The sequence below is a fragment of the Pseudoalteromonas sp. 1CM17D genome, assembly GCF_023161805.1.
Lineage (GTDB): Bacteria > Pseudomonadota > Gammaproteobacteria > Enterobacterales > Alteromonadaceae > Pseudoalteromonas > Pseudoalteromonas atlantica.
Window position 1 is genome coordinate 302,655 of the sequence record NZ_JALNTP010000002.1, and the last position, 21,875, is coordinate 324,529.

Below are 21,875 nucleotides of genomic sequence, written 5' to 3' on the forward strand. Positions count from 1 at the left end.
CTATAAGCAATGTGCATTTTTAAATTTAAGGTTTCAAGATGATTGAGTATCCAGTCGACCAACTACCGCAGCTAATAAACGATTTATTACAATGCGAAACACACACGCAAAAAAGCCAGCTTTTAGCCGATGCACAGCTTAATTTATCTACTGAGCACCTATCGCTACTTTTTGAAGCCATCCCAAAAGAACAGCGTCTAGAAATTTGGCAGCTATTAGATAAAGACACGCAGCATGAAATATTTGTCACCCTGAGCGATGACAGCTGCTTATGGTTACTACAAACCTTAGATGATAGCGAGGCATACGCGCTATTAGATGAAGTGAATGTTGAAGAATTACTTGAGCTTGAAGAGGTTATTCCTGAGCGCTTTGTTGATTATGCTAAAAAGCAACTCGATGAAGCACAAACGAAACAATACGATCTTGCTCAGCAGTATCCGCCTGAGCAATTAGGTCACTGGGTTGGTTTCGACTTTCTAAAAATAACTGAAAAAGCAACAATTGCAGGCGTTAAAAAATTACTGCACAAAGGTTTGCCGCAATACAGCGAAGTTGTGTATTTAGTTAGCCGCCAAGGCAGCCTAATAGGTGAACTTGCAGTAAATGATTTAATAAAAGCCGATGAAGGCGATAACCTATTGTCGCTGGCAAACTATGATTTTTCATCATTGCATGCTGATGATGATTTATACGAAGCGGCAGAAGTGGTTATTCACAGTGAAAAAATGGCCATGCCGGTGGTTAATACCGATAACAAATTAGTCGGGCGTTTAACCATTAGCTCGGCATACGAACTACGCCAAGAAATTGCCGACGAAGCTGCGGCCAAAGCTGGTGGTTTACGCGAAGACGAAGACCTGTTTGCCAGTGTAAGAAAAAGTGCTAAAAACCGGGGAATTTGGCTGGGTATAAATTTAGCCACTGCGTTTTTAGCATCGTGGTTTATTGGCTTATTTGGCGCAACAATAGAGCAGGTTGTGGCACTGGCGGTACTTATGCCTGTGGTGGCCTCTATGGGCGGAATCGCCGGGAGTCAAACTTTAACGGTAATAGTGCGCGGTTTAGCGCTTGGCCAGGTAACCGACTCTAATCGCAATGCACTTTTAAAAAAGGAGCTACGGGTGGGGGCGGTGAACGGCTTAGTGTGGGCATTAGTGATTGGCGCGCTCACCTTTGTTTGGTTTAGCGACATAATGCTAAGCATTACAATTACCGTTGCTATATTGCTTAACTTAGTTGCTGCGTCGTTAGCTGGGGTTGTTATACCGTCTATTTTAGACAAAATGAAAATAGATCCTGCGCTTTCTGGCTCGGTAATATTAACCACGGTTACCGATATAGTTGGGTTTGTGACCTTTTTAGGGTTAGGCAGTTTATTACTGCTTTAAGCTATAAAACAACAAAGCCGCATTAAGCGGCTTTGTTTTTTTATTAAGAAAGGTCGCGTTCTTTAATAGTAACCACCCGCTGCGGAAAGGGTATTTCTATTTCAGCGCTATTAATAGCTTTATAAACGCCTGCGTTAATAGCAAGCTTGGTTTCTATTATTTTGGTTGTAGGCACCCAATAGCGATAACTAATGGTTACGCCGCTATCGGCAAAGCGCTCTATGCCTACTTGAGAAATAGGGTTTTGAGCCACCTGATCATGAGCCTTTAACACTTCTTCAATAAGGCTAACAGCGGTATCAGCGCAGGCAGTATAGGCTATGTCTATTTCTCCTTTAACTAACGAGTAACTAAACGAGTTGTGAATAATTTCACCCACTATGTGCTTGTTAGGAATAGTGATTTCTACTTTTTCTTCATCAATTAAAATGGTGTAACCCAGCTCAATTGTTTTTACTTGGCCGCTGACCCCTTTTACTTCAATGGTATCGCCTACCACAAAAGGGCGCGTGGCAATAATAGCAAGGCCAGCGCCATAGTTTGAAAGCATTCCTTGTAAGGCTAAACCCGCACCTAGAGAGGCAGCACCTATAGCCGCTACAAAGGGGGTAACACTAATGCCTATTTTGCCAAGCGCTATCACTACAACCATCACAATAAGCAATACTTTTACCACGTTACTGACAAAGCTGGTAAGCGTGATATCGATGTTGTGACGAGCCATCAATTTAGCGACTAAATTTGAGAGTTTTTTAGCAACCCACAAACCCAGTATAAGAATAAAAACGGCACCCACAATTTGCATGCTGTAGGTAACTAAATACTCAGTGAGCATGGTGTAGTATTTTTCAAATTGTTCTATTTCAGAACTGATCATAGTGGGCTCTTTATATTGCGTAATTATTTTTTGCTAACTATAGCAAAGTGTTGACTAAAAAAGGATATAGCACGGGGACTATTATGGCGGTTAATAATGCGCTTAAAGCCATCGCAACCGAGGAAAACGCACCTATTTTTGGGTGCTCGTCCAGTGCTGCTGCGGTGCCTATAGCATGGCACGCAGTTCCCATTGCTATTCCTTGAGCTTGGTGGTTATTAACACCTATCCACTTAATGAGCATTAACCCAAAGAGCGCACCTAGTAAGCCAATAAATATAACTAATGCTGCGGCAAGAGAGCTAATCCCCCCTAAAGACTCAGTAACTATTAACGAAATAGGCGTAGTTACACTTAATGCAGCTACGGAGGCGCTTAAATTGGCGGGTACATCAAATAAAATACTTAAAATAAAAGCCACCACAGTGGCGTTAATAATGCCTAAGCTACAGGTGCTTACTATTAACAGTAGATTTTTTCTGACATGTATAAACTGCTGATACAAAGGTAAGGCTAGTGCCACTATAGCAGGCTCTAATAGCCAACTAAGTAGTTGGCTATGCCTAGAAAAATCAGCATAAGGTAATTTTAAATTAACAAGTACTAAGGCAATAATCGCAATACTTAAAAACACCGGGTTGGTGAGCGACTTTACTATGCTGTGCTGCCAGTGTTTATTAAACGCTCTTAATAGTAAAAACAGCAAAATAATAGCGGGAGTTGTTAAGTACCATAGCGTAAGGTGCAGCTCAGTCATTGTTATTTTTACCTTTAACATAGCCAACAACGCTGCTTACCAGTAAAAGCGTACTGGCAGGGACGAGCAAAATAACCAAAACCAAATAGGGCCAATGCAGCTTAATAAGTGTAATGTGCTCGATAAATCCTACCCCCGCGGGTATGAAAAATATTGGCATAATATTTAAAATAGGGGAGGCCGAGGGTTTAATATGGTGCTCTTTCACTACACCTAACAGTAATAAACTCAGTAAAATAACCATGCCAAGGAGCGGTGCAGGGAAGCTGCCACCAATTAAGTGCATTATTAATTTAGCACACCCTAAGCACAGTAAAATAATTGCACTGCTAAGCAAGTACTTCATGATAATGGCTCATTAATATAGAAAGAAATTAACGTTAGCAAATACGCACTATTATTAAATGCTAATTTAGTCTTACCAGCGCTTTGAATTTGCATAGCTTATATCTGTTTTCCCTTTTGCTTTGGCAATTGCTTTTTTAGTATTAGGATTGAGTAACAAGCGAATTTGGCTAAACGTTTCTTTAGCTAAAATTTGTCGTTGGTTTGTTGTGTAGCTTTGTTGAGTAACGCGCTTTATCGCTGCCAGTGTATCGGGGGAGCGTTCACGTAATATATTTAACATGCGCTGTGTGGCCTGTTCGGTATTGTCTGTAAGCTCTGTGACTAACCCCAGCTCGTAGGCCGTGTGTGCACTAATAGGATTGGCGTGGCTTGCCAGCCACAGCGCTTGGTCGCGCTTTAATAAACCAGCAAGCACTACATTAGCGCCCATATCGGGGCATAACCCCCAACGCGCTTCCATAATGGCCAGTTTTGCGTGGGTATCAACAATTCTGTAGTCGGCGCCCAATGCTATTTGTAGCCCACCCCCTAAACAATTTCCGTTTATTTGCGCAATCACAGGTACGCTTAACGATTGCCAGCCCAGTACCACTTTTTGCGCTAGGTTTTGATTGCCAGGTAGCCATTTTAGCAACAGCCTAACAATGTTTAATGGTGAGGCCATCACTGCAGCCACATCAAGCCCAGAGCAAAAATGCTCACCATCACCTTTTATCACTACGGCGCGAACACTTTTATCTTTTTTTATACGTTTAATAGTGCTGTTTAATTGCATGAACATATCAAAGCTCAGTGCATTTTGTTTTTCTGCGCGGCTTAAAATAACGTTAGCAATGCCTTGTTGTATTTCTAGTTTTATCATTGCGCTCTCCTATTATTATGTGTTTGAGCTTATGATGTACGCCGTACTAAGTAAAGTAACGGTTTGTTTTATAATAAAAAATAAATTGAATTATTTTTAACTTTTTTAGTCGAAGCACTTTGAATCTTATTTAAGCTTAACCGCGCATGAGCTGGTAACAAAAAAGTCATTATTTTTAGCTGTTTTTTCTCAAAACACAGATGAGTTTTGATATTATGTGCGCACTTAAAATGCATTGAGGTTTTACCCATGTCAGGCCCACGTTTATATAGCGAAGAAGAAGTTACCCATCAAGCGTACGATATTTTTTTAGAGCTGGCGCCAAATAATCTTAGCGAACAAGATGTTGAAGACTTTAACGAATACCGAGAAGAGCTTGGGTTTATTGAAGAGGGCGAGCCTGATGAGCAATGGCAAAACTTTGTTGCACTTGAAATAGAGCCGGAGTTATTTGTGCAAGTGCTAGTGGGGTTAGAGTTTGAAAACGAAGATGTGTTATTTGCAAAAATTTTAATTAGCCGTGATAAAGACGCGCCGTTTTGTCATATTTTGTGGAAAGAAACAGAGCACGCTGAGTAAGCAGTTTTGTTTGTATGTGCAAGAGAGTTTACCGTGCATAAGTATTTACTATTCGTGTTTTTAATAATGAGCAGCCGCTGTTGGGCTGTTGATCCATTTGAAGACTTTCATGAATATGGACAACTCTCTGATGAAGAAATTCACGAGCTACATAAAGGCGAAATGCTCTATGGCGATACTGAATTTGGCTTGATTTTAAGTAAGGGTAATACTAACTCTACCAGCTTTAAGTTTAGAGGAAATTTATACCAAGACTTCGAAAATTGGCGTAACCAATTTAAATTAGACACCTTGTATAAACGAGATCAAAACGAAGATACAGGGCAAACCGATGTAACGGCAGACCGTATTTTTGTCTCTGCACAAGGTAACTACAAAGTGGGCGTTAAAAACTCTTCATTTTTTATTTACGGTGACTACGAAGAAGATAAATTTAGTGGCCTAGATTACAAAAGTACAGTGGCTACAGGCTATGGAGCCAGAGTTTACCAAGGTGTAAAAAATAAAGTAGATATTGATATTGGCCCAGGTTTATATCGCTCCGTCGCTGATGATGAGTCAGAGGTAAGCGAAGAAGATGAAAACAAAACCGGTTATTTAGTTCGTATTGCAATGCAGTGGGAGCGTTTGGTATCAAAGCGCACGCGCTTTAATCAAGATGTGAGTATTGAGCAGTCTTTGTCGGGGTTAAATTCGCGTTTGAAGTCAGAAACCGCTTTGATTAGCCAAGTCATAGGTGCGGTATCGTTAAAGTTTGCCTACATGTATCGTTATAATTCAAAACCTGAAGACGATAACCTTAAATACGACTCAGAATTAAGCGCCACGTTGGTGTACAGTTTTTAATAATAAAGAGAGCGTTATGTATCAGCATAAACAATATGCGGTGTTTATATTTTTTGTTTTAGCATGGATAGGCGGCTTTGTAGCCTTAGCCTGGAACTTAATGGGCGCCGATGTGCCATTAATGGTATTTGCCGGTGTATTGGTTTTAGTCGGTTTTTTGTTTCATGGTTTAACTGTAAAAGTTGACGAGCAAACAATTAGTTGGGCTTTTGGCCCTGGCGTTGCGGGGCAACGTTTAGCACTTGCGGACATAGTAGAGGCTAAAGCGGTGCAAAACTCTTACCGCCATGGTATTGGTATTCGTATTACGCATGATGGGTGGGTGTATTCTGTATCCGGGTTTAGTGCGCTACAGTTAACCTTAAAAGACGGTACTAAGTACCGAGTGGGGACAAACGATCAGCAAGGCTTATTACGTGCGCTTGAGGGTAAAATAACACCCAGTGAAACTCCTTTAGAGGAACCGGCGGCAATAAAAACCGCGACCTACAACAATATGTTATAAAAAAAGCGCCTTAGGCGCTTTTTTTATAAACGGCGGTATGATTAGTGATCGTGACCACAACCCCCTTCACCGTGCACGTGGCCGTGCGCAAGCTCTTCTTCGGTTGCTTCGCGCACCTCTAAAATTTCTACATCAAAATTAAGGGTAATACCCGAAAGCGGGTGGTTGCCATCAACTATAACGTCTTCATCTTGAATCTCGATAATCATCACAGATTGATCACCATCATCAGTTGACGCTCTAAATTGCATACCCACTTCAATCTCCATGCCATCAAACATCGACTTAGGCACCGCTTGCATTAGGTTATCGTGACGTTCGCCGTAGCCTTCTTCAGGTTCTACTTTTACATTTAATGTATCACCGGCTTGCTTGCCTTGGAGTGCATTTTCAAGCCCTGGGATTAAGTAGCCTGTGCCAATAATAAAAACCAGTGGCTCGCCATCAAAAGAGTTATCAATGGTATTGCCATCGTTATCCAGTACTGAATAATGCATTTTTACTACTGTGTTTGGTGCAACGATCATAGTCATTCCTATTTATTCATCTTCAAGAGAGTAAGGTAGAGGCAGAATGCTTAGCTCTACCTGAGGGGTGTGCTTTGCACGAAGTACGTGTGTACTTGGTGTATCGTTTGGCAGCACAACAAGGCCAAATATGGTTTGGCTATTTTCGTTATAGCTTTGGGCAATTAGTTTACCAGCGCGGCGCCAGTTTTCGCCCACTTGGGTTTCAAGCTCTGGCTCTTCAAGTAGGCCATCGCTTTTACCTGTAACAATATACATAGCGCGTTTGTTTTTACCTAGGTACTTCATACGGGCAACCGTTTCTTGGCCGGTGTAACAGCCTTTTTTAAAACTAATGCCGTTAATCGCTTGAAGGTTTACCATTTGTGGTACGTATTCGCCAATGGCGTCACTATTTAATTGTGGCTCGCCCGCTTTTATAGCGGCTTCTTGCCATAGTGCGCAGTTATCTAATGTAGACACATCATCTGGCATACTAAATTGGCTATCAACCATTAGTAAAACGCGATTTGGCGCTAACTTAAGGGCTTTACCACTTGGGAAGTCACAGGCCGCTTGGTCATCAGAAAAACGAATATCAAGTTTTTCTAGTACTGGGGTTAAATCGTCACTGATCAACCCGATTAATCTGTTCGTAGAAACATCAATATCTACTTTGGCAAACACAGCGTATTTTTTTAGCTCACTGAGCGACTTCTCTACCTCAGGCTGTGAACCTGCTAAGTAGTAGCTATCTTGGTGAGAAAATAATTTAAACACACCCCACAACTTGCCTTTGGCACTGCAGTGACCAGCCCATAAATAATTGCTGTTAGATAGTTTATTGAGATCTTGAGTGATTTGTCCGTGAAGATAAGACAATTTATCCGCACCGGTTAGGCTAATAAGTTGGTGAGATAACGGACATGCATAAACGCTCGACATAAAAACCTTCTGTGCAATACAAATGAGTAGACATAATAACGCAGTTATAACCTAGGGTACAGCAACGAAGGCGGGCAGTTTTTTATTATTTGAACACAGATTAATAGCTGCTAATTAGACGGGTATTTGTTAAACTCGGGACAATTAAGTATGAGGTTTAAAATGACTGAAATTCATAGTAAAGCACGTATACGCTGGGCTTGTCGCCGCGGCATGTTAGAGTTAGATGTTTTGTTTATGCCATTTGTAGAGCAGGCGTATGATTCGTTAAATGCACAGCAACAGGCTGTATTTCAGCGTTTGCTAACCCAAGAAGACCCTGATTTATTTGCATGGTTTATGGGCCATGAAGAGTGTAAAGATGCTGAGCTTAACACCATGGTATCGCTAATTTTAGACCGAGTTCGTGTATAGGTTTACAGTAGTAAATAACAAAGCAGAACAGCGGCCTGTGGTGCTGTTTTTCTGCTTATTAAGTGTGGTATTAGGGCTTTATTTAAGCTCTTTTTTTAGCATTGTTGTTTGTATAACTGTAAATACAATTGCGTTTTACTGGGTATGGCAAAAAATAGTGGCTATTCACCCTGAAAGTGGCGTTATTATTTTAGAGCCTAAGCAAATACGCTTTGAAAACGAAAATTTAAAGGTTCAGGGGCAAATAACCCCTAAAACAAAAATATTAAATACTACTGTTTGGTTACACATTAAAGGTTTTAATAAACGCCAATGGCTTATTATTTCAGCTAATGGCGTAAATAAGCAAAGCTACGCACGTTTAAAGCGCGCAGCATTGATTGCCATTAATGGCGAGGTGGAATCAAAATAGTGGGTGTTGGGTTTTCATTTTGCTCAGGGTAGTCAATCGTATAGTGAAGGCCACGGCTTTCTTTACGCTGCATTGCACTTCTAATTATCAGCTCGGCTACTTGCACTAAATTACGAAGCTCCAATAAGTTATTACTTACTCTAAAGTTTGCGTAATAATCATGTATTTCTTGTTGTAATAACTCAACACGGTGCAGTGCTCGTTCTAGGCGTTTAGTTGAGCGCACAATGCCTACATAATCCCACATAAATAACCGAAGTTCGTGCCAGTTATGGGTAATAACAATTTCTTCATCAGAATTACTGACTCGGCTTTCATCCCAGCTTGGCAGCGCAAGTGGTGCTGGCGCATGCTCAAGTTTACTTAAAATATCTTTTGCGGCAGCGTGAGCAAATACAATGCACTCTAATAATGAATTGCTCGCCATACGGTTAGCGCCGTGCAAACCCGTGTAGGCTACTTCGCCTACAGCATATAGGTTATCTAAATCGGTTTTACCGTTAAAGTCGCTCATTACACCGCCACACGTATAATGCGCGGCAGGAACAACCGGGATGGCTTCTTTGGTTATATCAAGCCCTACACTTAAACACTTTGCGTAAATAGTAGGGAAGTGCTCAATAATAAAGTCTTTATCTTTGTGGCTAATATCTAGGTATACACAATTTGCACCTAAACGCTTCATTTCAAAGTCGATAGCACGGGCTACTATGTCGCGCGGTGCCAGCTCTTCTCTATCGTCAAAGTCTTTCATAAAGCGAGTGCCGTCGGGGCGCTTTAAATACGCTCCTTCACCGCGCATAGCTTCGGTAATTAAGAAGTTTTGTAGCTCTGGATGATAAAGGCTTGTGGGGTGAAACTGGTTAAATTCCATATTGGCTACCCTACAGCCTGCACGCCACGCCATGGCAATACCGTCACCGCTAGATACATCAGGGTTTGAAGTGTACAAATACACCTTGCTTGCCCCCCCTGTTGCGAGCGCTACAAATTTAGCTGAAATAGTTTCTACTTTTTTTGCTTTTTTATTCCACACGTACATGCCATGAATATGCGAACCCGGCTTACCTAAGCTTTTATCACTAATCAAATCGATGGCATTGTATTGCTCGAGCAAGGTAATGTTTTTATGCGCTTTAACTTGGCTAATTAACGTGGTTTGTACGGCCTTACCAGTGGCATCGGCTGCATGTAAAATACGGCGATGGCTGTGTCCGCCTTCGCGGGTTAAATGAAAGCGCTCTTTTCCTTTGCTATCAAACTCCATATCAAAAGGAACGCCTTGCTCAATGAGCCATTGTAAACACTGATGTGCATTACTTGCAGTATAATGCACAGCTTCTCGGTCACATAAACCCCCGCCGGCATCAAGGGTATCTTCAACATGTGATTCTATGCTGTCGTTTTTTTTATCAAATACTGCGGCAATCCCGCCTTGTGCATACAGTGTAGAGCCTTCGGTAAGGGCACCTTTACTGATCACAGTAACATTACAATAGTTAGCTAAAGACAATGCAAGAGATAAGCCCGCCGCGCCGCTACCGATAATAGCGACATCAGCAATATGATGTTTATTTTGGTTCATGTCAGAGGTACTTTGCGGTTACAATGCTCAAATTAGAGCAATATTTGTTTTTAATAATGTAGTTGTATCATATTTGTCATATTACTACGTAGTGATTTTAATGGCTTAGCGCCGTTATTTACGACTATTTTATAAAAAAATAATATTAAGCAGAACTTTTTATTCATAAAGAGGTCAGAGTATTTGTGAACAATGGCGACACTATGAATAACCAGCAAGAATCAAACAGAGGAGTACCGGCTCGAATGAGCGAGCAGGAATTAGATTTAGCGCTTGTAAAAAGGGTCCAGCAAGGAGATAAAAACGCCTTCAACCTATTAGTAAAGAAGTATCAGAACAAAATTGCAGGGTTAATTTCACGTTATGTGTCTAACCAAGGCGATATTGCAGATGTAGCACAAGAGGCATTTATTAAGGCCTACCGTGCACTTCCAAACTTTAGAGGTGATAGTGCCTTTTATACGTGGTTATACCGTATTGCCGTTAATTGTGCTAAAAATTATTTAGTAGCTCAGGGCCGTAAACCGCCAGCAAACGATATAGACGCTGAAGATGCCGAGTTTTATGACGGTGCGGATTCGATGCGTTCAAACGCATCGCCTGAAAACTTACTGTTAAGCGACGAAGTACGCGCTGTTATTTTTAATACGATTGATAGTTTGCCTGAAGACCTTAAAACCGCGATTACCCTAAGAGAAATCGAAGGGATGAGCTATGAAGAAATAGCCGTGGTAATGGATTGCCCTGTTGGGACAGTACGTTCGCGTATTTTTAGAGCCCGAGAAGCAATAGATAATAAATTAAACCCATTAATAGGCGAGTCTTAGTATGACAAAAGCACACGTTAACAAGTTGGATAGCGAAACGTTATCAGCATTACTTGACGGCGAACAACACCTTGCAGAGGGTAAAATTTCTGATCAGGATGTTGCTACGTTTGGTCGATATGCGCTAATTGGTGATGCGATGCGTGCTCAAAAAAATAACAACGACATACACATCGATATAAGCGATAACATCGCCTTAGCACTTGAAAGTGAGCCTGTGTATGCCGATTTCACCCAATCGACAGCAAACAAAGCTCCAGATACCGAGCACAGTGAAGCGCAGCAAGACAACAAAGTAGTGGCGTTTAATTGGCGTAAGCCGGTTGCTCAACTTGCTATTGCTGCAAGCGTAGCTATGTTTGCCATTGTTGGCGTAAATACCTTGCCGCAAGGTGCGGGCGAGCAAGAAAGCGAAATTCCGCTTTTACAAACTACCCCATTAACAGGTATGGCGTCGCCGGTGAGTTATTCTTCAGAACCTGCTCTTGAAAACGCTGAGCAAGGTTTACGCGAATTACAGCAACAACGCATTGGCGCGTTAGTTTTAGAGCATCAACGTCAAGCACGTGTTGCACACTCTTTGCAAACAGCGCAAAATAGTGACAAAGCGCAAGAGGAAAAAAACTAATTAAATGAAAGTAATCACTTTTGTTCTGTCGTTGGTATTAAGCTTTAATGTTTTTGCTAACGACACAAATCCCGCCAAAGATTTATTACTAAACATGGCGAACGCAGTGCATACCCGTAATTTTGACGCCTCTTTTGTGGTGGTAAAGGGTAAAGCCATGGAACCTTACCGTTGGGTGCATGCAAAGCAAGGTGAAACAGAGCTTGAGCATTTAAGTTTACTTAATGGCGCGGGCTTAGAAATGGTGAGAATTAACGACCAAGTAACCTACTTTGAACCGCAATCGCAGCCATACTCTATAAATACAGACTCCATTGCTGGGCCAATACCTGAAGTATTATTTAAAGATATTGAAGCATTAAGCAGCCAATATGATTTTGTGCTAGGTGGTAAAGGCCGTATTGCAGGGCGAGCGGCGCAACTGGTGAGAATAGAATCAAAAGATGAATACAAATATAACTATTGGATTTGGCTTGATACAGAGTCATCGCTGTTATTAAAAGCCGCTTATGTTAACCACCAAGGTGAAGCATTAGAGCAGCTACAGTTAACCCATATTAGCGTAACAGAGCAACCAGCACCGATGATTTTAGAAGTGCTCAATCGTAATTTTCCAACGCCGTTACCAGGTAACGCGCTGGAAGGTGAAAAAAGTAATGCCACAAACTGGCGTATTGGTTGGTTACCTAATGGCTTTAAATTACTAAAATCAGACCGCCATAAACTTGATTTAAATAACGAACTTACTGACTATTATTTATATTCTGATGGGTTTGTGGAAATTTCTGTTTTTGTACAGCGCCCCTTACCAGGTCGCCGCTTAAGCGGATCATTAACTTCTGGCGCAACGACAATTTATGTGCATAATGGCGGAAACTTTGATGTATCCGTTGTTGGTAATGTGCCAAGCCAAACCGCAAAGGCAATTGCTGAGTCAGTGACTCGCGCATTATAAACAATTCGTAAGGGTTGTTATGATTGAACAAACACTTACAGTGGTTGCCCTAGATGGCGCCACTGCCCACTTAGAAGCCCAGCAAAAAAAAGCCTGCGAAGGGTGTAATGGTCGCTGTGGCTCGCAAGTCTTTGCCAAACTCTTTGGTAGCGATAAAAAAACCTTTCCATATCAATTTGATACTCCTGTAGAAGTGGGCCAAAAAGTAACGCTCTCATTAGATGATTCGCATTTAGTCAAACATGCTTTTGCTGTATACATGCTGCCTTTATTTTTAGGATTAACGCTTGCATTTATTAGTGCCGAATTACTACTTTTAGCGCAGGGATGGCAAATATTATTCGCCGCTTTGGGCGGTGTGGGTGGTTACTTTTTAGCCAAAAACAAAGTAAAAACGCTCAGGCATGATGTAAAAGTGATAAAAATTCATCCAATTAGCCTTCCTTTAACGCAAATAGATGGTGATTAAGGCCAATTAAATGTAAAATTGCCGTTTTATACCAGAGTAACTTGGAAATACAGGGTAAAAAGGCAATCAAAAATTTGATTATCTAAAGCGCATTTAGCCACTTATATAGCACTTATACCCAATAAGTATTTTCAAGTCACTCAGGTGTTCGTACTTAGCCTATTAAAATAGAAGTTTAGAATCCAGTTTATGAAGCATATCCGTAATTTTTCGATCATCGCCCATATTGACCATGGTAAATCGACCCTTTCAGATCGTTTGATCCAGGTTTGTGGTGGCTTAACAGACCGCGAAATGCAAAAGCAAGTGTTAGATTCAATGGACATCGAGCGTGAGCGCGGTATTACCATTAAAGCGCAAAGTGTAACGCTTAACTACACAGCTAACGATGGCGAAACCTACCAACTTAACTTTATCGATACACCAGGGCACGTTGACTTTACTTATGAAGTTTCTCGCTCTTTAGCGGCATGTGAAGGTGCGCTTTTAGTTGTTGATGCCGGACAAGGTGTTGAAGCACAAACGCTGGCAAACTGTTATACCGCCATTGAAATGGATTTAGAAGTAATCCCTGTTTTAAATAAAATAGATTTACCGCAAGCCGATCCGCTTCGTGTAGCAGAAGAAATTGAAGACATTATTGGTATTGATGCCCTAGACGCTGTGCAATGTAGTGCAAAAACAGGTGTTGGTATTGCTGAAGTACTTGAAATGATTGTAAAGGATATCCCACCACCGGTAGGTGAAAAAGATCAACCTTTACAGGCGCTTATTATTGACTCGTGGTTTGACCCATACCAAGGTGTTGTATCACTAGTGCGTATTAAGCACGGTGAACTACGTGCCGGCGACAAAATAAAAATAATGTCGAACGAGCAAGTACATACAGCTGATCACGTGGGTATTTTTACCCCTAAGCAAACCAACACGGGTATTTTACGTACCGGCGAAGTAGGGTTTGTTATTGCCGGTATTAAAGAAATACACGGCGCCCCAGTGGGCGATACGATTACGCATCAAAAAAATGCGGCACCAGTGCGTTTACCAGGCTTTCAAAAAATTAAGCCGCAAGTATATGCAGGTATGTTCCCAATTGCCTCTGATGATTATGAATCGTTCCGCGATGCGCTTAATAAACTAAGCTTAAATGATGCGTCGTTATTTTTTGAACCTGAAAATTCAACAGCACTGGGTTTTGGCTTCCGCTGTGGCTTTTTAGGTATGCTACACATGGAAATTATTCAAGAGCGTTTAGAGCGTGAATACGATATTGATTTAATTACCACGGCACCTACTGTAATCTACGAAGTAGTAACCAAAGAAGGTACGAGTCAAATTGATAACCCGTCTGACCTACCAGCGGTTAATGATATTGTTGAAATCCGCGAACCAGTAGTAGAGGCAAACATACTTGTACCGCAAGAGTTTTTAGGTAGCGTTATTACTCTGTGTGTAGAAAAGCGTGGTATGCAAACTAAAATGAGTTATCACGGCAAGCAAGTCGCTGTAACTTATGAGCTACCTATGGCTGAAGTGGTTATGGACTTTTTTGATAAATTAAAGTCAACCAGTCGTGGTTTTGCATCGCTTGATTACAACTTTAAGCACTTTCAAACATCAGACATGGTACGTGTTGATATACTTATTAATGGTGAACGTGTTGATGCGCTCGCTATAATTGTTCACCGCGACAGTGCACAATCACGTGGCCGCCAACTTGCTGATGCGTTAAAAGAGCTTATTCCGCGTCAAATGTTTGATATTGCGATTCAAGCTGCAATAGGACAACATGTTATTGCCCGTACCACGGTTAAGCAATTACGTAAAAATGTAATCGCTAAGTGTTACGGTGGTGATGTGAGTCGTAAGAAAAAGCTACTGCAAAAGCAAAAAGATGGTAAAAAACGAATGAAGCAATTGGGTAACGTAGAAGTACCGCAAGAAGCGTTTCTAGCTATTTTGAAAGTTGGTAAATAAAAACAAAGGATTATAGATGGCTGGTTATTTCTCAGTTTTATTGGTGTTATTAACGTTAGGCTCAGGTTTAATATGGTTAATTGACCACCTAATGTATGCGCCAAAAAGGCAAGAGCGTTTGGCGCTTGCCCAAACATCTGCCGGTGGCCAGCTTGATGAAGAAACAGCGGCGTTAATAGCACCTGAGCCGGCAATTACAGAAACTGCAAAATCGATTTTTCCGATGATTGCAGCTATTACTATTTTTAGGTCGTTTATTTTTGAGCCTTTTCAAATACCGTCAGGTTCAATGATGCCAACCTTGTTGGTGGGCGACTTTATTTTAGTACAAAAGTACTCGTACGGGATTAAAGACCCGGTATGGCGTAGCCAGCTTGTAGATGTAGGCGAGCCTGAACGCGGCGATATTGTTGTTTTTAAATACCCGTTAGATGAGCGAGTAGATTATATAAAACGTGCTATTGGTTTACCGGGCGATAAAATTGTTTATCGTGATAAACGTTTATATATTCAACCTAATTGTAAAGAAGGCGAGACCCAGCAGGGGGACCTACTTTGTAATGAGTTTAATAAAATTGATTTTAAATTAATTAACGATAATGAGTTTAAACAAGGCCAAATGTCGCTTGCCCGAGTAAATGAAGATTTAACGACACTCAAGCACGACATTTTAATCAACCCACGCGCACCTGAACGTAAAGGGCGTTACTATCAGCAACCAGGGACTCCTTCGGATGAATGGACTGTACCAGCTGATCATTATTTTATGATGGGTGATAACCGCGACAACAGCCAAGATAGTCGCTTTTGGGGCTTTGTACCAAAAGAAAACTTGGTGGGTAAAGCTGTCTTTATATGGATGAGTTTTGAATTTGAGAATGGCCCAGATGATGTTTTACCAGGATGGGTTCCAACTGGTGTTCGTTTTGAACGCCTAGGTAATATTCAGTAACAATGAAAAAAAATGTAACAGAATTATATAAACGAATTGGCTACGAATTTGCTGATCAAGGTTTACTTGAACAGGCAATGACGCACCGCAGTCATAAAGGTCAACACAACGAACGCTTAGAGTTTTTAGGCGATTCAATTTTGAGCTTTGTTATTGCCAATGCTTTGTACGACAAATTTCCAAAAGCGCGTGAAGGCGATTTAAGCCGTATGCGCTCTACGCTTGTGCGTGGCCAAACCCTTGCTGAATTTGGGCTAGAGTTTGGTTTAGGTGACTACTTGCGCCTTGGGCCGGGTGAGTTAAAAAGCGGTGGTTTTCGTCGTGAATCAACATTAGCTGATGCTGTAGAAGCCATTATAGGGGCTGTGTTTTTAGACTCAAACATAGACCGCTGTGGCGAGCTAATTTTAGCGTGGTACGAATCTCGACTTGATGCTATTTCACCAGGGCTTAATCAAAAAGATCCTAAGACCCTGCTGCAAGAGTATCTACAAGCGCGTAAGTTATCTTTACCGGGCTACACCGTTGTTGATACCAAAGGTCAAGCGCACAATCAAACGTTCACGGTTGAATGTATAGTTGAAGGTATGGATAGCATTATTTCTGTTGGTAGCTCGCGCCGTAAAGCCGAACAAAAAGCTGCCGAAAAAGCATTGAAGATACTAAAAAATGAATCTTGATACCTTAATACAGCCTCATGAAGGTGATATTGATACGTTTTGTGGCATGGTTGCCATTGTTGGCCGCCCTAATGTAGGTAAATCAACATTGCTTAATGAAATCATTGAGCAAAAAGTAAGTATTACCTCGCGCAAGCCACAAACAACTCGCCACCGTATTATGGGTATTCATACAGAAGGGCAACACCAAGCTGTTTATATTGATACGCCGGGCTTACACGTTGAAGAAAAGCGCGCTATTAACCGCTTAATGAACCGTGCTGCATCGAGCTCAATCGGTGATGTAGAGCTTATTATTTTTGTTGTTGAGGGCACTAACTGGAATGCCGATGACGAAATGGTACTTACTAAAGTATCGCAAAGTGGTAAGCCTGTTTTACTTGTTATTAATAAAATTGACCAAGTAAAAGACCGCGATTTAGTATTACCGCATATGAAGATGCTTGGCGACAAATTTGATTTTGTGGGCATTATGCCTGTATCGGCAACGCAAGGTAAAAACGTTGATTTAATTAAAGCCGAAGTAACTAAACGCTTACCACCGTGCGAATTTTACTTTCCTGATGACTATGTAACCGACCGCTCAATGCGTTTTATGGCGGCAGAAGTTATTCGTGAAAAGCTAATGCGCTTTATGGGTGAAGAGCTGCCGTATTCTGTTACTGTAGAAATTGAGCAGTTTAAATGGCAAGAAAACGGTGTTTGGCATATCAACGGGTTAATTCTTGTTGAGCGTGAAACCCAAAAACGCATGGTAATAGGCAACAAAGGCGAAAAGCTTAAAGTGATTGGCCGTGAAGCCCGTAAAGACCTTGAAGAAATGCTCGATAACAAAGTGTTTTTAGAGCTTTGGGTTAAAGTTAAATCGGGTTGGGCAGATGATGAACGTGCCTTAAGAAGTTTAGGCTATGGCGAAGATTAACCTGCATTTAACCAACTAATATGGATAGCGACTTCTACACAGCGTACCTATTACATCGGCGTCCTTATAGCGACTCTCAAGTAATGCTCGATATGCTGGTAGAAGGCGTAGGCCAGCTTAGAATGCTAGCCAGAGTGAGTGGTCGCCAGGCCACTAAACACAAAGCACAATTACAGCCTTTTCAGGCACTGCTTGTTCATTACAGTGGCAAGTACGATTTAAAATACATTAATAAATTTGAGCTACATGGTAATCCTTTATATTTAACAAAGGATAAGCTTTACTGTGGCTTTTATTTAAATGAGCTGACTAACCGCATTGTGCCGGTAAACGAGCCACTTGAACAAGTGTTTGAGCTCTACAAAACTCACCTAGAGAACTTAAATAGCGATGTCGATTTACAATCGGTGCTGCGCTCATACGAATTTCAACTATTAGAGTTGTTGGGCTATGGCGTCGACTTTAGCTTTGATGCCAGTGGTGAGCCAATTGATGAAAGACAAACGTATAGTTACTTTCCTGAGTTGGGTTTTTTGATGCAACAAGCTACGCGCTCAGGGTTTAGCGGCGCGCAGCTCAAAGCGATTGCTAATCATGATTTTAGCCAAAGCGATGTACTCTATATGGCAAAACAATTAAGCCGTTATTTACTAAAACCTTTACTGGGTAATAAACCATTAAAAAGCCGTGAATTATTTATGGCCTCTCAATAAACATATTTTACAGGTAACAAAATGAAAGACATTCTTTTAGGCGTAAACGTTGATCATATTGCAACGCTTCGCCAAGCGCGTGGTACATCATACCCAGACCCAGCACATGCAGCCAGTGTGGCAGAGCACGCCGGTGCAGATGGTATTACTATTCATTTGCGTGAAGACCGTCGCCATATTCAAGACCGCGATGTATACGTAATGGCTAAAACGATTCAAACGCGTATGAATCTTGAAACAGCGGTTACAGATGAAATGATTAATATTGCCCTTGAAGTAAAGCCTGAGTACGTATGTTTAGTACCTGAAAAACGTGAAGAGCTTACGACCGAAGGCGGTCTAGATGTGGCCGCTAATGTAGATAAAATTAAAGCGGCCACTAAAACACTGACTGATGCGGGTATTAAAGTATCATTATTTATTGATGCCGATAAAGCACAGTTAGATGCAGCTAAAGCGTGTGGTGCACCGTATGTAGAAATTCATACCGGCGCGTATGCAGATGCCACTAATGATGAAGATTTACACAAAGAGCTTGAGCACATACGAGAGGGTGTAAAATACGCGGCGAGCTTAGGCTTAATTGTAAATGCAGGGCATGGCCTTCATTATCATAACGTAAAACCTATTGCTGCAATGCCTGAAATTTATGAGCTTAACATTGGCCACGCTATTATTGCGCGCGCAGCTATTGATGGCCTTGAAAAAGCAGTACGCGACATGAAACGCCTCATGATTGAGGCAAGGTTATAATTTAACCCTATGGTGGCACCATTTCATAGAAATACTTAATTAAGTAAAATGGTATCAAAACCTGTTAAAAGCGCATTTACTGCGCTTTTTTATTACGTGTTTTTTAGCGTTGATGCTCGGTAGCACTTGCATCTGCCATGAGGTTTTCCAGCTCATCCTGAAGCTCAAATAGTTCAGGCTCAACGTTATCTAGCACGCAATCACTTTTAAGTGAGGTTTCTATGGTTTCTGCCAGTGATTTAAGCTTAGGCACACCGGTATAACAGCACGCGCCATGGAATTTGTGGATAACACTTAATACCGTTTGGCAATCGTTTTGCTCAATAGCTTCGTTGAGCTGCGAGAGCGTCTCTGGCACACTTTGTAATAGCATATTGAGCATTTCCAGCGCCAGCTCACCTTTGCCCCCTGCACGTTGTAGCGCAAGCGACCAATCTAAGCAGTTACTTTCAAATGGAGCTGGGCTTTGTGACGTTACACTTTTAATTTTGTCGCGGCTTACGGGCGATTGCGGACTATGATCGCAAATAATTTGGCTCAGCATGTCCTCATCAATAGGCTTAGTTAAATAGCCTTTAAAGCCATCTTTTAATAGCTGCTCTTTTTCACTGTGCAGTGCATGCGCGGTTACCGCAATAATAGGTGTGTCTTCGTTTAAAGAAGACTCCTTAATAAGTTTACACGCGGTAATGCCATCCATAATCGGCATTTGTATGTCCATAAAAATAACATCGTACTTATGGCTTTTACTTAAGCTGTAGGCTTGCGAGCCATTATAAGCGGTGTCTATAAATTCAACTTGCTCTTTTAACAAGGTGCAAATAAGTTTTAAGTTTGCATCGTTGTCATCTACCACCAGTACTTTTAATGGTAATAATGTTTGGTCGCTTGGCTCAATATTCAAGGTTGGATGGTCAAGGCGATAAGGCGCAGCCAGTACTTCACATAATTTACGGTGATTAAGCGGCTTACTTAAGCACGCATCGGCACCGCTACCAATAAACGCTTCGCGCATATTATGCGATACAGTATTAAGCATAAGGTATAAATAATCGCACGACTCGCGAACCATATTCACATAGCTCTTAAGTCGCTGCATATCATCTACCGATGCCATATCACCAATAATACAAATATCGTACTTGAACATTTTATGTTTGATGGCGTCTAAAAACGCTGCTTCATTAAAACAGGCGGTTACAACCGCTTCCCACTCGTTTAATACAGAAAGCACTGAGTGGTGCGTATGCTCGTGTGGCTCTAGGTATAATATGCGTTTACCAATAAGTGATTTAGAAGGTAAGTCGTTACTAAAGGTATGATCAGGCAACCTAAACACACCATTAAAGGTAAAACAGGTGCCGCTTCCCGGGGCTGAATTTAGCGTTATTCGGCCATTCATAGCCTCTACAATGTGTTTGGTAATAATAAGACCTAAACCAGTGCCGCCAAATTTTCGGGTGATGGATGAATCTGCTTGGCCAAATGCAGTAAATAACGCATCTTGCTTATCCATTGGAATACCCACACCGGTATCGGTTACTGATACTAAAATAGAGGCGCGGTCTTCATCTAATAAGCGGTAGCTTATATCAACTTTTATAGAGCCTTTTTCAGTAAACTTAATGGCATTACTTAACAAGTTAATAAGGACTTGTTTAAGGCGAGTGGGGTCACCGGTTAAATCATCAGGCACTTGTGGGTTGATATAAATAGATAGCTCAAGTTGTTTTTCATGCGCCGAGGGAGCTAATAATGTCATAACCTCGTTTACGCTATCGCGAAGTTGAAACTGGATTGATTCAAGCTCCATTGCGCCTGCTTCAAGTTTAGAAAAATCTAAAATATCGCTAATAATCGTCAATAAGCTATTGGCAGAAAGTTCTATGGTATCGAGGTAGTCTTTTTGATGTTTATTTAAAGGTGTTTTATACAATTGGCGCGTAAAGCCAATAACCCCATTAAGCGGGGTGCGTAACTCGTGACTCATTTTAGCTAAAAAGTCGGACTTAACGCGGTTAGCATCTTGCGCCTCTTTTTTGGCCATGGTTAGCTGAATATTTGAGGTTTCGTATTGCTCTAGGGTTTCGCGGTAATCACTCGTGGCCTGATCAATATTTTTTTGCATTTCGTCTTTTTGCATAACCATAGTGTGGGCAATGGTATTAAGCCCTTCACGCAAAAGTTCAAACTCGCCCATCATGGTGTCGTTTAAACCCGTGTCTCTTTTACCCTCAACTAGTTTGTCGGTGGCAAGTACTAACTTATTAAGCGGGTTCATGAACATACGGCTAAGCTTAAGCGCTAAAATAGATGCCAATATTATTGAAAATAAAATAACAATGCCGCTTATTAAAACCGCTCGCTGCTGGCCTATAATCGCTTGGTCTTTATTAAGTTGTAAAATAACGGTGCCAAGCGGGGTTTGAAAATCATTAATATCCCATTTTGATACCGGCGCAGAGTGATTAAAAATTGGGGTGTAGAACGTGATTAACTCTTCTGATTTATTAATTTTTGTTGTGTGAAGATTTTCAATTTGTTCTTTTTGAGTTAGTTCATCAAACGAGCGATGATAGTTACTGGTCATAATAAGCTGATTGCTGGTATCAAAAATAGCAATCGATTTAATGGTTGGGGAGTGCTTATTGTGTGTGTAACTAATCAGACGGTTGAGCAGCTTTTTATTTTTTTCAAGTAAAGGCTGCTCTAAAGCAATTGCTAAAGGTTCAGATATTGAGCTGCCTTGTTGATATAAAATTTCATCAAGCTCAATGTAACGATTTATTGTAAAATAGCCGCCAAGTAACAAACCAATGATCACTGTGGGGATCAAGGTTAAGGTTAAAACAGAATCACGTAAGCCTAATTTGGTCATAATGGAAGCGTTATTATCATTATTAGTATGGATCGAGTATATACGGTTCATCGGCTATTCTCAAAGCATCTGATTTGCTTATACGTAATACAAA

General features: G+C 41.2%; 24 protein-coding genes. 16 read left to right on the forward strand and 8 right to left on the reverse strand.

Annotation, left to right across the window (positions count from 1 at the left end; translation table 11 throughout):
• The first annotated feature begins 38 nt into the window (after nt 1-38).
• The gene (locus MSC25_RS05045) at nt 39-1,391 is read left to right on the forward strand and encodes a magnesium transporter (protein ID WP_248442809.1); all 1,353 of its coding nucleotides are present in this window, start codon (nt 39-41) and stop codon (nt 1,389-1,391) included.
• Between the two features lie 43 nt (nt 1,392-1,434).
• Here MSC25_RS05045 and MSC25_RS05050 read toward each other — a convergent pair whose 3' ends face one another.
• From MSC25_RS05050 to MSC25_RS05065, 4 genes are all read right to left on the reverse strand, one after another.
• Complete coding sequence (locus tag MSC25_RS05050; RefSeq protein ID WP_004586209.1) at nt 1,435-2,268, reverse strand: mechanosensitive ion channel domain-containing protein; 834 nt, start codon at nt 2,266-2,268, stop codon at nt 1,435-1,437.
• A gap of 37 nt (nt 2,269-2,305) precedes the next feature.
• Complete coding sequence (locus tag MSC25_RS05055; protein ID WP_248442810.1) at nt 2,306-3,025, reverse strand: LrgB family protein; 720 nt, start codon at nt 3,023-3,025, stop codon at nt 2,306-2,308.
• The gene (locus MSC25_RS05060) at nt 3,018-3,371 is read right to left on the reverse strand and encodes a CidA/LrgA family protein (RefSeq protein WP_248442811.1); all 354 of its coding nucleotides are present in this window, start codon (nt 3,369-3,371) and stop codon (nt 3,018-3,020) included. The genes MSC25_RS05055 and MSC25_RS05060 overlap by 8 nt, the downstream gene beginning before the upstream one ends.
• A gap of 72 nt (nt 3,372-3,443) precedes the next feature.
• Nucleotides 3,444-4,235 (reverse strand): crotonase/enoyl-CoA hydratase family protein, encoded by a 792-nt coding sequence (locus tag MSC25_RS05065; protein WP_138611224.1) that lies wholly within the window; start codon nt 4,233-4,235, stop codon nt 3,444-3,446.
• A gap of 249 nt (nt 4,236-4,484) precedes the next feature.
• Here MSC25_RS05065 and MSC25_RS05070 point away from each other — a divergent pair, with 249 nt between their 5' ends.
• From MSC25_RS05070 to MSC25_RS05080, 3 genes are read left to right on the forward strand one after another with little or no spacing between them, the layout of a single operon-like run.
• Complete coding sequence (locus MSC25_RS05070; RefSeq protein WP_029771932.1) at nt 4,485-4,814, forward strand: HI1450 family dsDNA-mimic protein; 330 nt, start codon at nt 4,485-4,487, stop codon at nt 4,812-4,814.
• Between the two features lie 33 nt (nt 4,815-4,847).
• Nucleotides 4,848-5,660 (forward strand): DUF481 domain-containing protein, encoded by an 813-nt coding sequence (locus tag MSC25_RS05075; protein WP_004586215.1) that lies wholly within the window; start codon nt 4,848-4,850, stop codon nt 5,658-5,660.
• Nucleotides 5,661-5,676: 16 nt separating this feature from the next.
• A complete protein-coding gene (locus tag MSC25_RS05080; RefSeq protein ID WP_248442812.1) occupies nt 5,677-6,165 on the forward strand; it encodes a hypothetical protein in 489 nt (162 codons plus the stop codon).
• 41 nt (nt 6,166-6,206) lie between these two features.
• On the opposite strand, the gene MSC25_RS05085 is transcribed toward MSC25_RS05080, so the two are convergent.
• On the reverse strand, nt 6,207-6,692 hold the full coding sequence (locus MSC25_RS05085) for a peptidylprolyl isomerase (RefSeq protein ID WP_004586217.1): 486 nt from the start codon (nt 6,690-6,692) through the stop codon (nt 6,207-6,209).
• Nucleotides 6,693-6,704: 12 nt separating this feature from the next.
• On the reverse strand, nt 6,705-7,616 hold the full coding sequence (locus MSC25_RS05090) for a transcriptional regulator (RefSeq protein WP_248442813.1): 912 nt from the start codon (nt 7,614-7,616) through the stop codon (nt 6,705-6,707).
• A gap of 162 nt (nt 7,617-7,778) precedes the next feature.
• Here MSC25_RS05090 and MSC25_RS05095 point away from each other — a divergent pair, with 162 nt between their 5' ends.
• Complete coding sequence (locus MSC25_RS05095) at nt 7,779-8,030, forward strand: succinate dehydrogenase assembly factor 2 (protein WP_004586219.1); 252 nt, start codon at nt 7,779-7,781, stop codon at nt 8,028-8,030.
• Nucleotides 8,023-8,442 carry a hypothetical protein gene (locus MSC25_RS05100; RefSeq protein ID WP_004586220.1) on the forward strand — a complete coding sequence of 140 codons (420 nt, stop codon included), beginning with the start codon at nt 8,023-8,025 and terminating at the stop codon, nt 8,440-8,442. Before MSC25_RS05095 ends, MSC25_RS05100 begins: the two co-directional genes overlap by 8 nt.
• On the opposite strand, the gene nadB is transcribed toward MSC25_RS05100, so the two are convergent.
• A complete protein-coding gene (nadB, locus tag MSC25_RS05105) occupies nt 8,417-10,027 on the reverse strand; it encodes an L-aspartate oxidase (RefSeq protein WP_024033085.1) in 1,611 nt (536 codons plus the stop codon). The two genes, MSC25_RS05100 and nadB, sit on opposite strands and share 26 nt — an antisense overlap.
• A gap of 245 nt (nt 10,028-10,272) precedes the next feature.
• Between nadB and rpoE the strand changes: the two genes are divergently transcribed.
• From rpoE to pdxJ, 10 genes are all read left to right on the forward strand, one after another.
• The gene (gene rpoE, locus MSC25_RS05110; RefSeq protein WP_004586222.1) at nt 10,273-10,854 is read left to right on the forward strand and encodes an RNA polymerase sigma factor RpoE; all 582 of its coding nucleotides are present in this window, start codon (nt 10,273-10,275) and stop codon (nt 10,852-10,854) included.
• Nucleotide 10,855: 1 nt separating this feature from the next.
• Nucleotides 10,856-11,482 carry an RseA family anti-sigma factor gene (locus tag MSC25_RS05115; RefSeq protein WP_024033083.1) on the forward strand — a complete coding sequence of 209 codons (627 nt, stop codon included), beginning with the start codon at nt 10,856-10,858 and terminating at the stop codon, nt 11,480-11,482.
• 4 nt (nt 11,483-11,486) lie between these two features.
• Nucleotides 11,487-12,437 (forward strand): MucB/RseB C-terminal domain-containing protein, encoded by a 951-nt coding sequence (locus tag MSC25_RS05120; protein ID WP_054982697.1) that lies wholly within the window; start codon nt 11,487-11,489, stop codon nt 12,435-12,437.
• A 19-nt stretch (nt 12,438-12,456) separates the two neighbouring features.
• Complete coding sequence (locus MSC25_RS05125; RefSeq protein ID WP_248442814.1) at nt 12,457-12,906, forward strand: SoxR reducing system RseC family protein; 450 nt, start codon at nt 12,457-12,459, stop codon at nt 12,904-12,906.
• 189 nt (nt 12,907-13,095) lie between these two features.
• The gene (gene lepA, locus MSC25_RS05130; protein WP_029771928.1) at nt 13,096-14,883 is read left to right on the forward strand and encodes a translation elongation factor 4; all 1,788 of its coding nucleotides are present in this window, start codon (nt 13,096-13,098) and stop codon (nt 14,881-14,883) included.
• A 16-nt stretch (nt 14,884-14,899) separates the two neighbouring features.
• Nucleotides 14,900-15,835, forward strand: coding sequence for a signal peptidase I (lepB, locus tag MSC25_RS05135; protein ID WP_004586227.1), 936 nt, complete (start codon nt 14,900-14,902; stop codon nt 15,833-15,835).
• A gap of 2 nt (nt 15,836-15,837) precedes the next feature.
• Complete coding sequence (gene rnc, locus MSC25_RS05140) at nt 15,838-16,515, forward strand: ribonuclease III (RefSeq protein ID WP_004586228.1); 678 nt, start codon at nt 15,838-15,840, stop codon at nt 16,513-16,515.
• A complete protein-coding gene (era, locus tag MSC25_RS05145; protein ID WP_248442815.1) occupies nt 16,505-17,437 on the forward strand; it encodes a GTPase Era in 933 nt (310 codons plus the stop codon). The genes rnc and era overlap by 11 nt, the downstream gene beginning before the upstream one ends.
• A gap of 20 nt (nt 17,438-17,457) precedes the next feature.
• Nucleotides 17,458-18,150, forward strand: coding sequence for a DNA repair protein RecO (gene recO / locus MSC25_RS05150; protein ID WP_248442816.1), 693 nt, complete (start codon nt 17,458-17,460; stop codon nt 18,148-18,150).
• Nucleotides 18,151-18,171: 21 nt separating this feature from the next.
• Complete coding sequence (gene pdxJ / locus MSC25_RS05155) at nt 18,172-18,903, forward strand: pyridoxine 5'-phosphate synthase (RefSeq protein WP_064385222.1); 732 nt, start codon at nt 18,172-18,174, stop codon at nt 18,901-18,903.
• Nucleotides 18,904-19,006: 103 nt separating this feature from the next.
• Here pdxJ and barA read toward each other — a convergent pair whose 3' ends face one another.
• A complete protein-coding gene (gene barA, locus MSC25_RS05160) occupies nt 19,007-21,781 on the reverse strand; it encodes a two-component sensor histidine kinase BarA (protein ID WP_024033078.1) in 2,775 nt (924 codons plus the stop codon).
• Nucleotides 21,782-21,875: the final 94 nt, after the last annotated feature.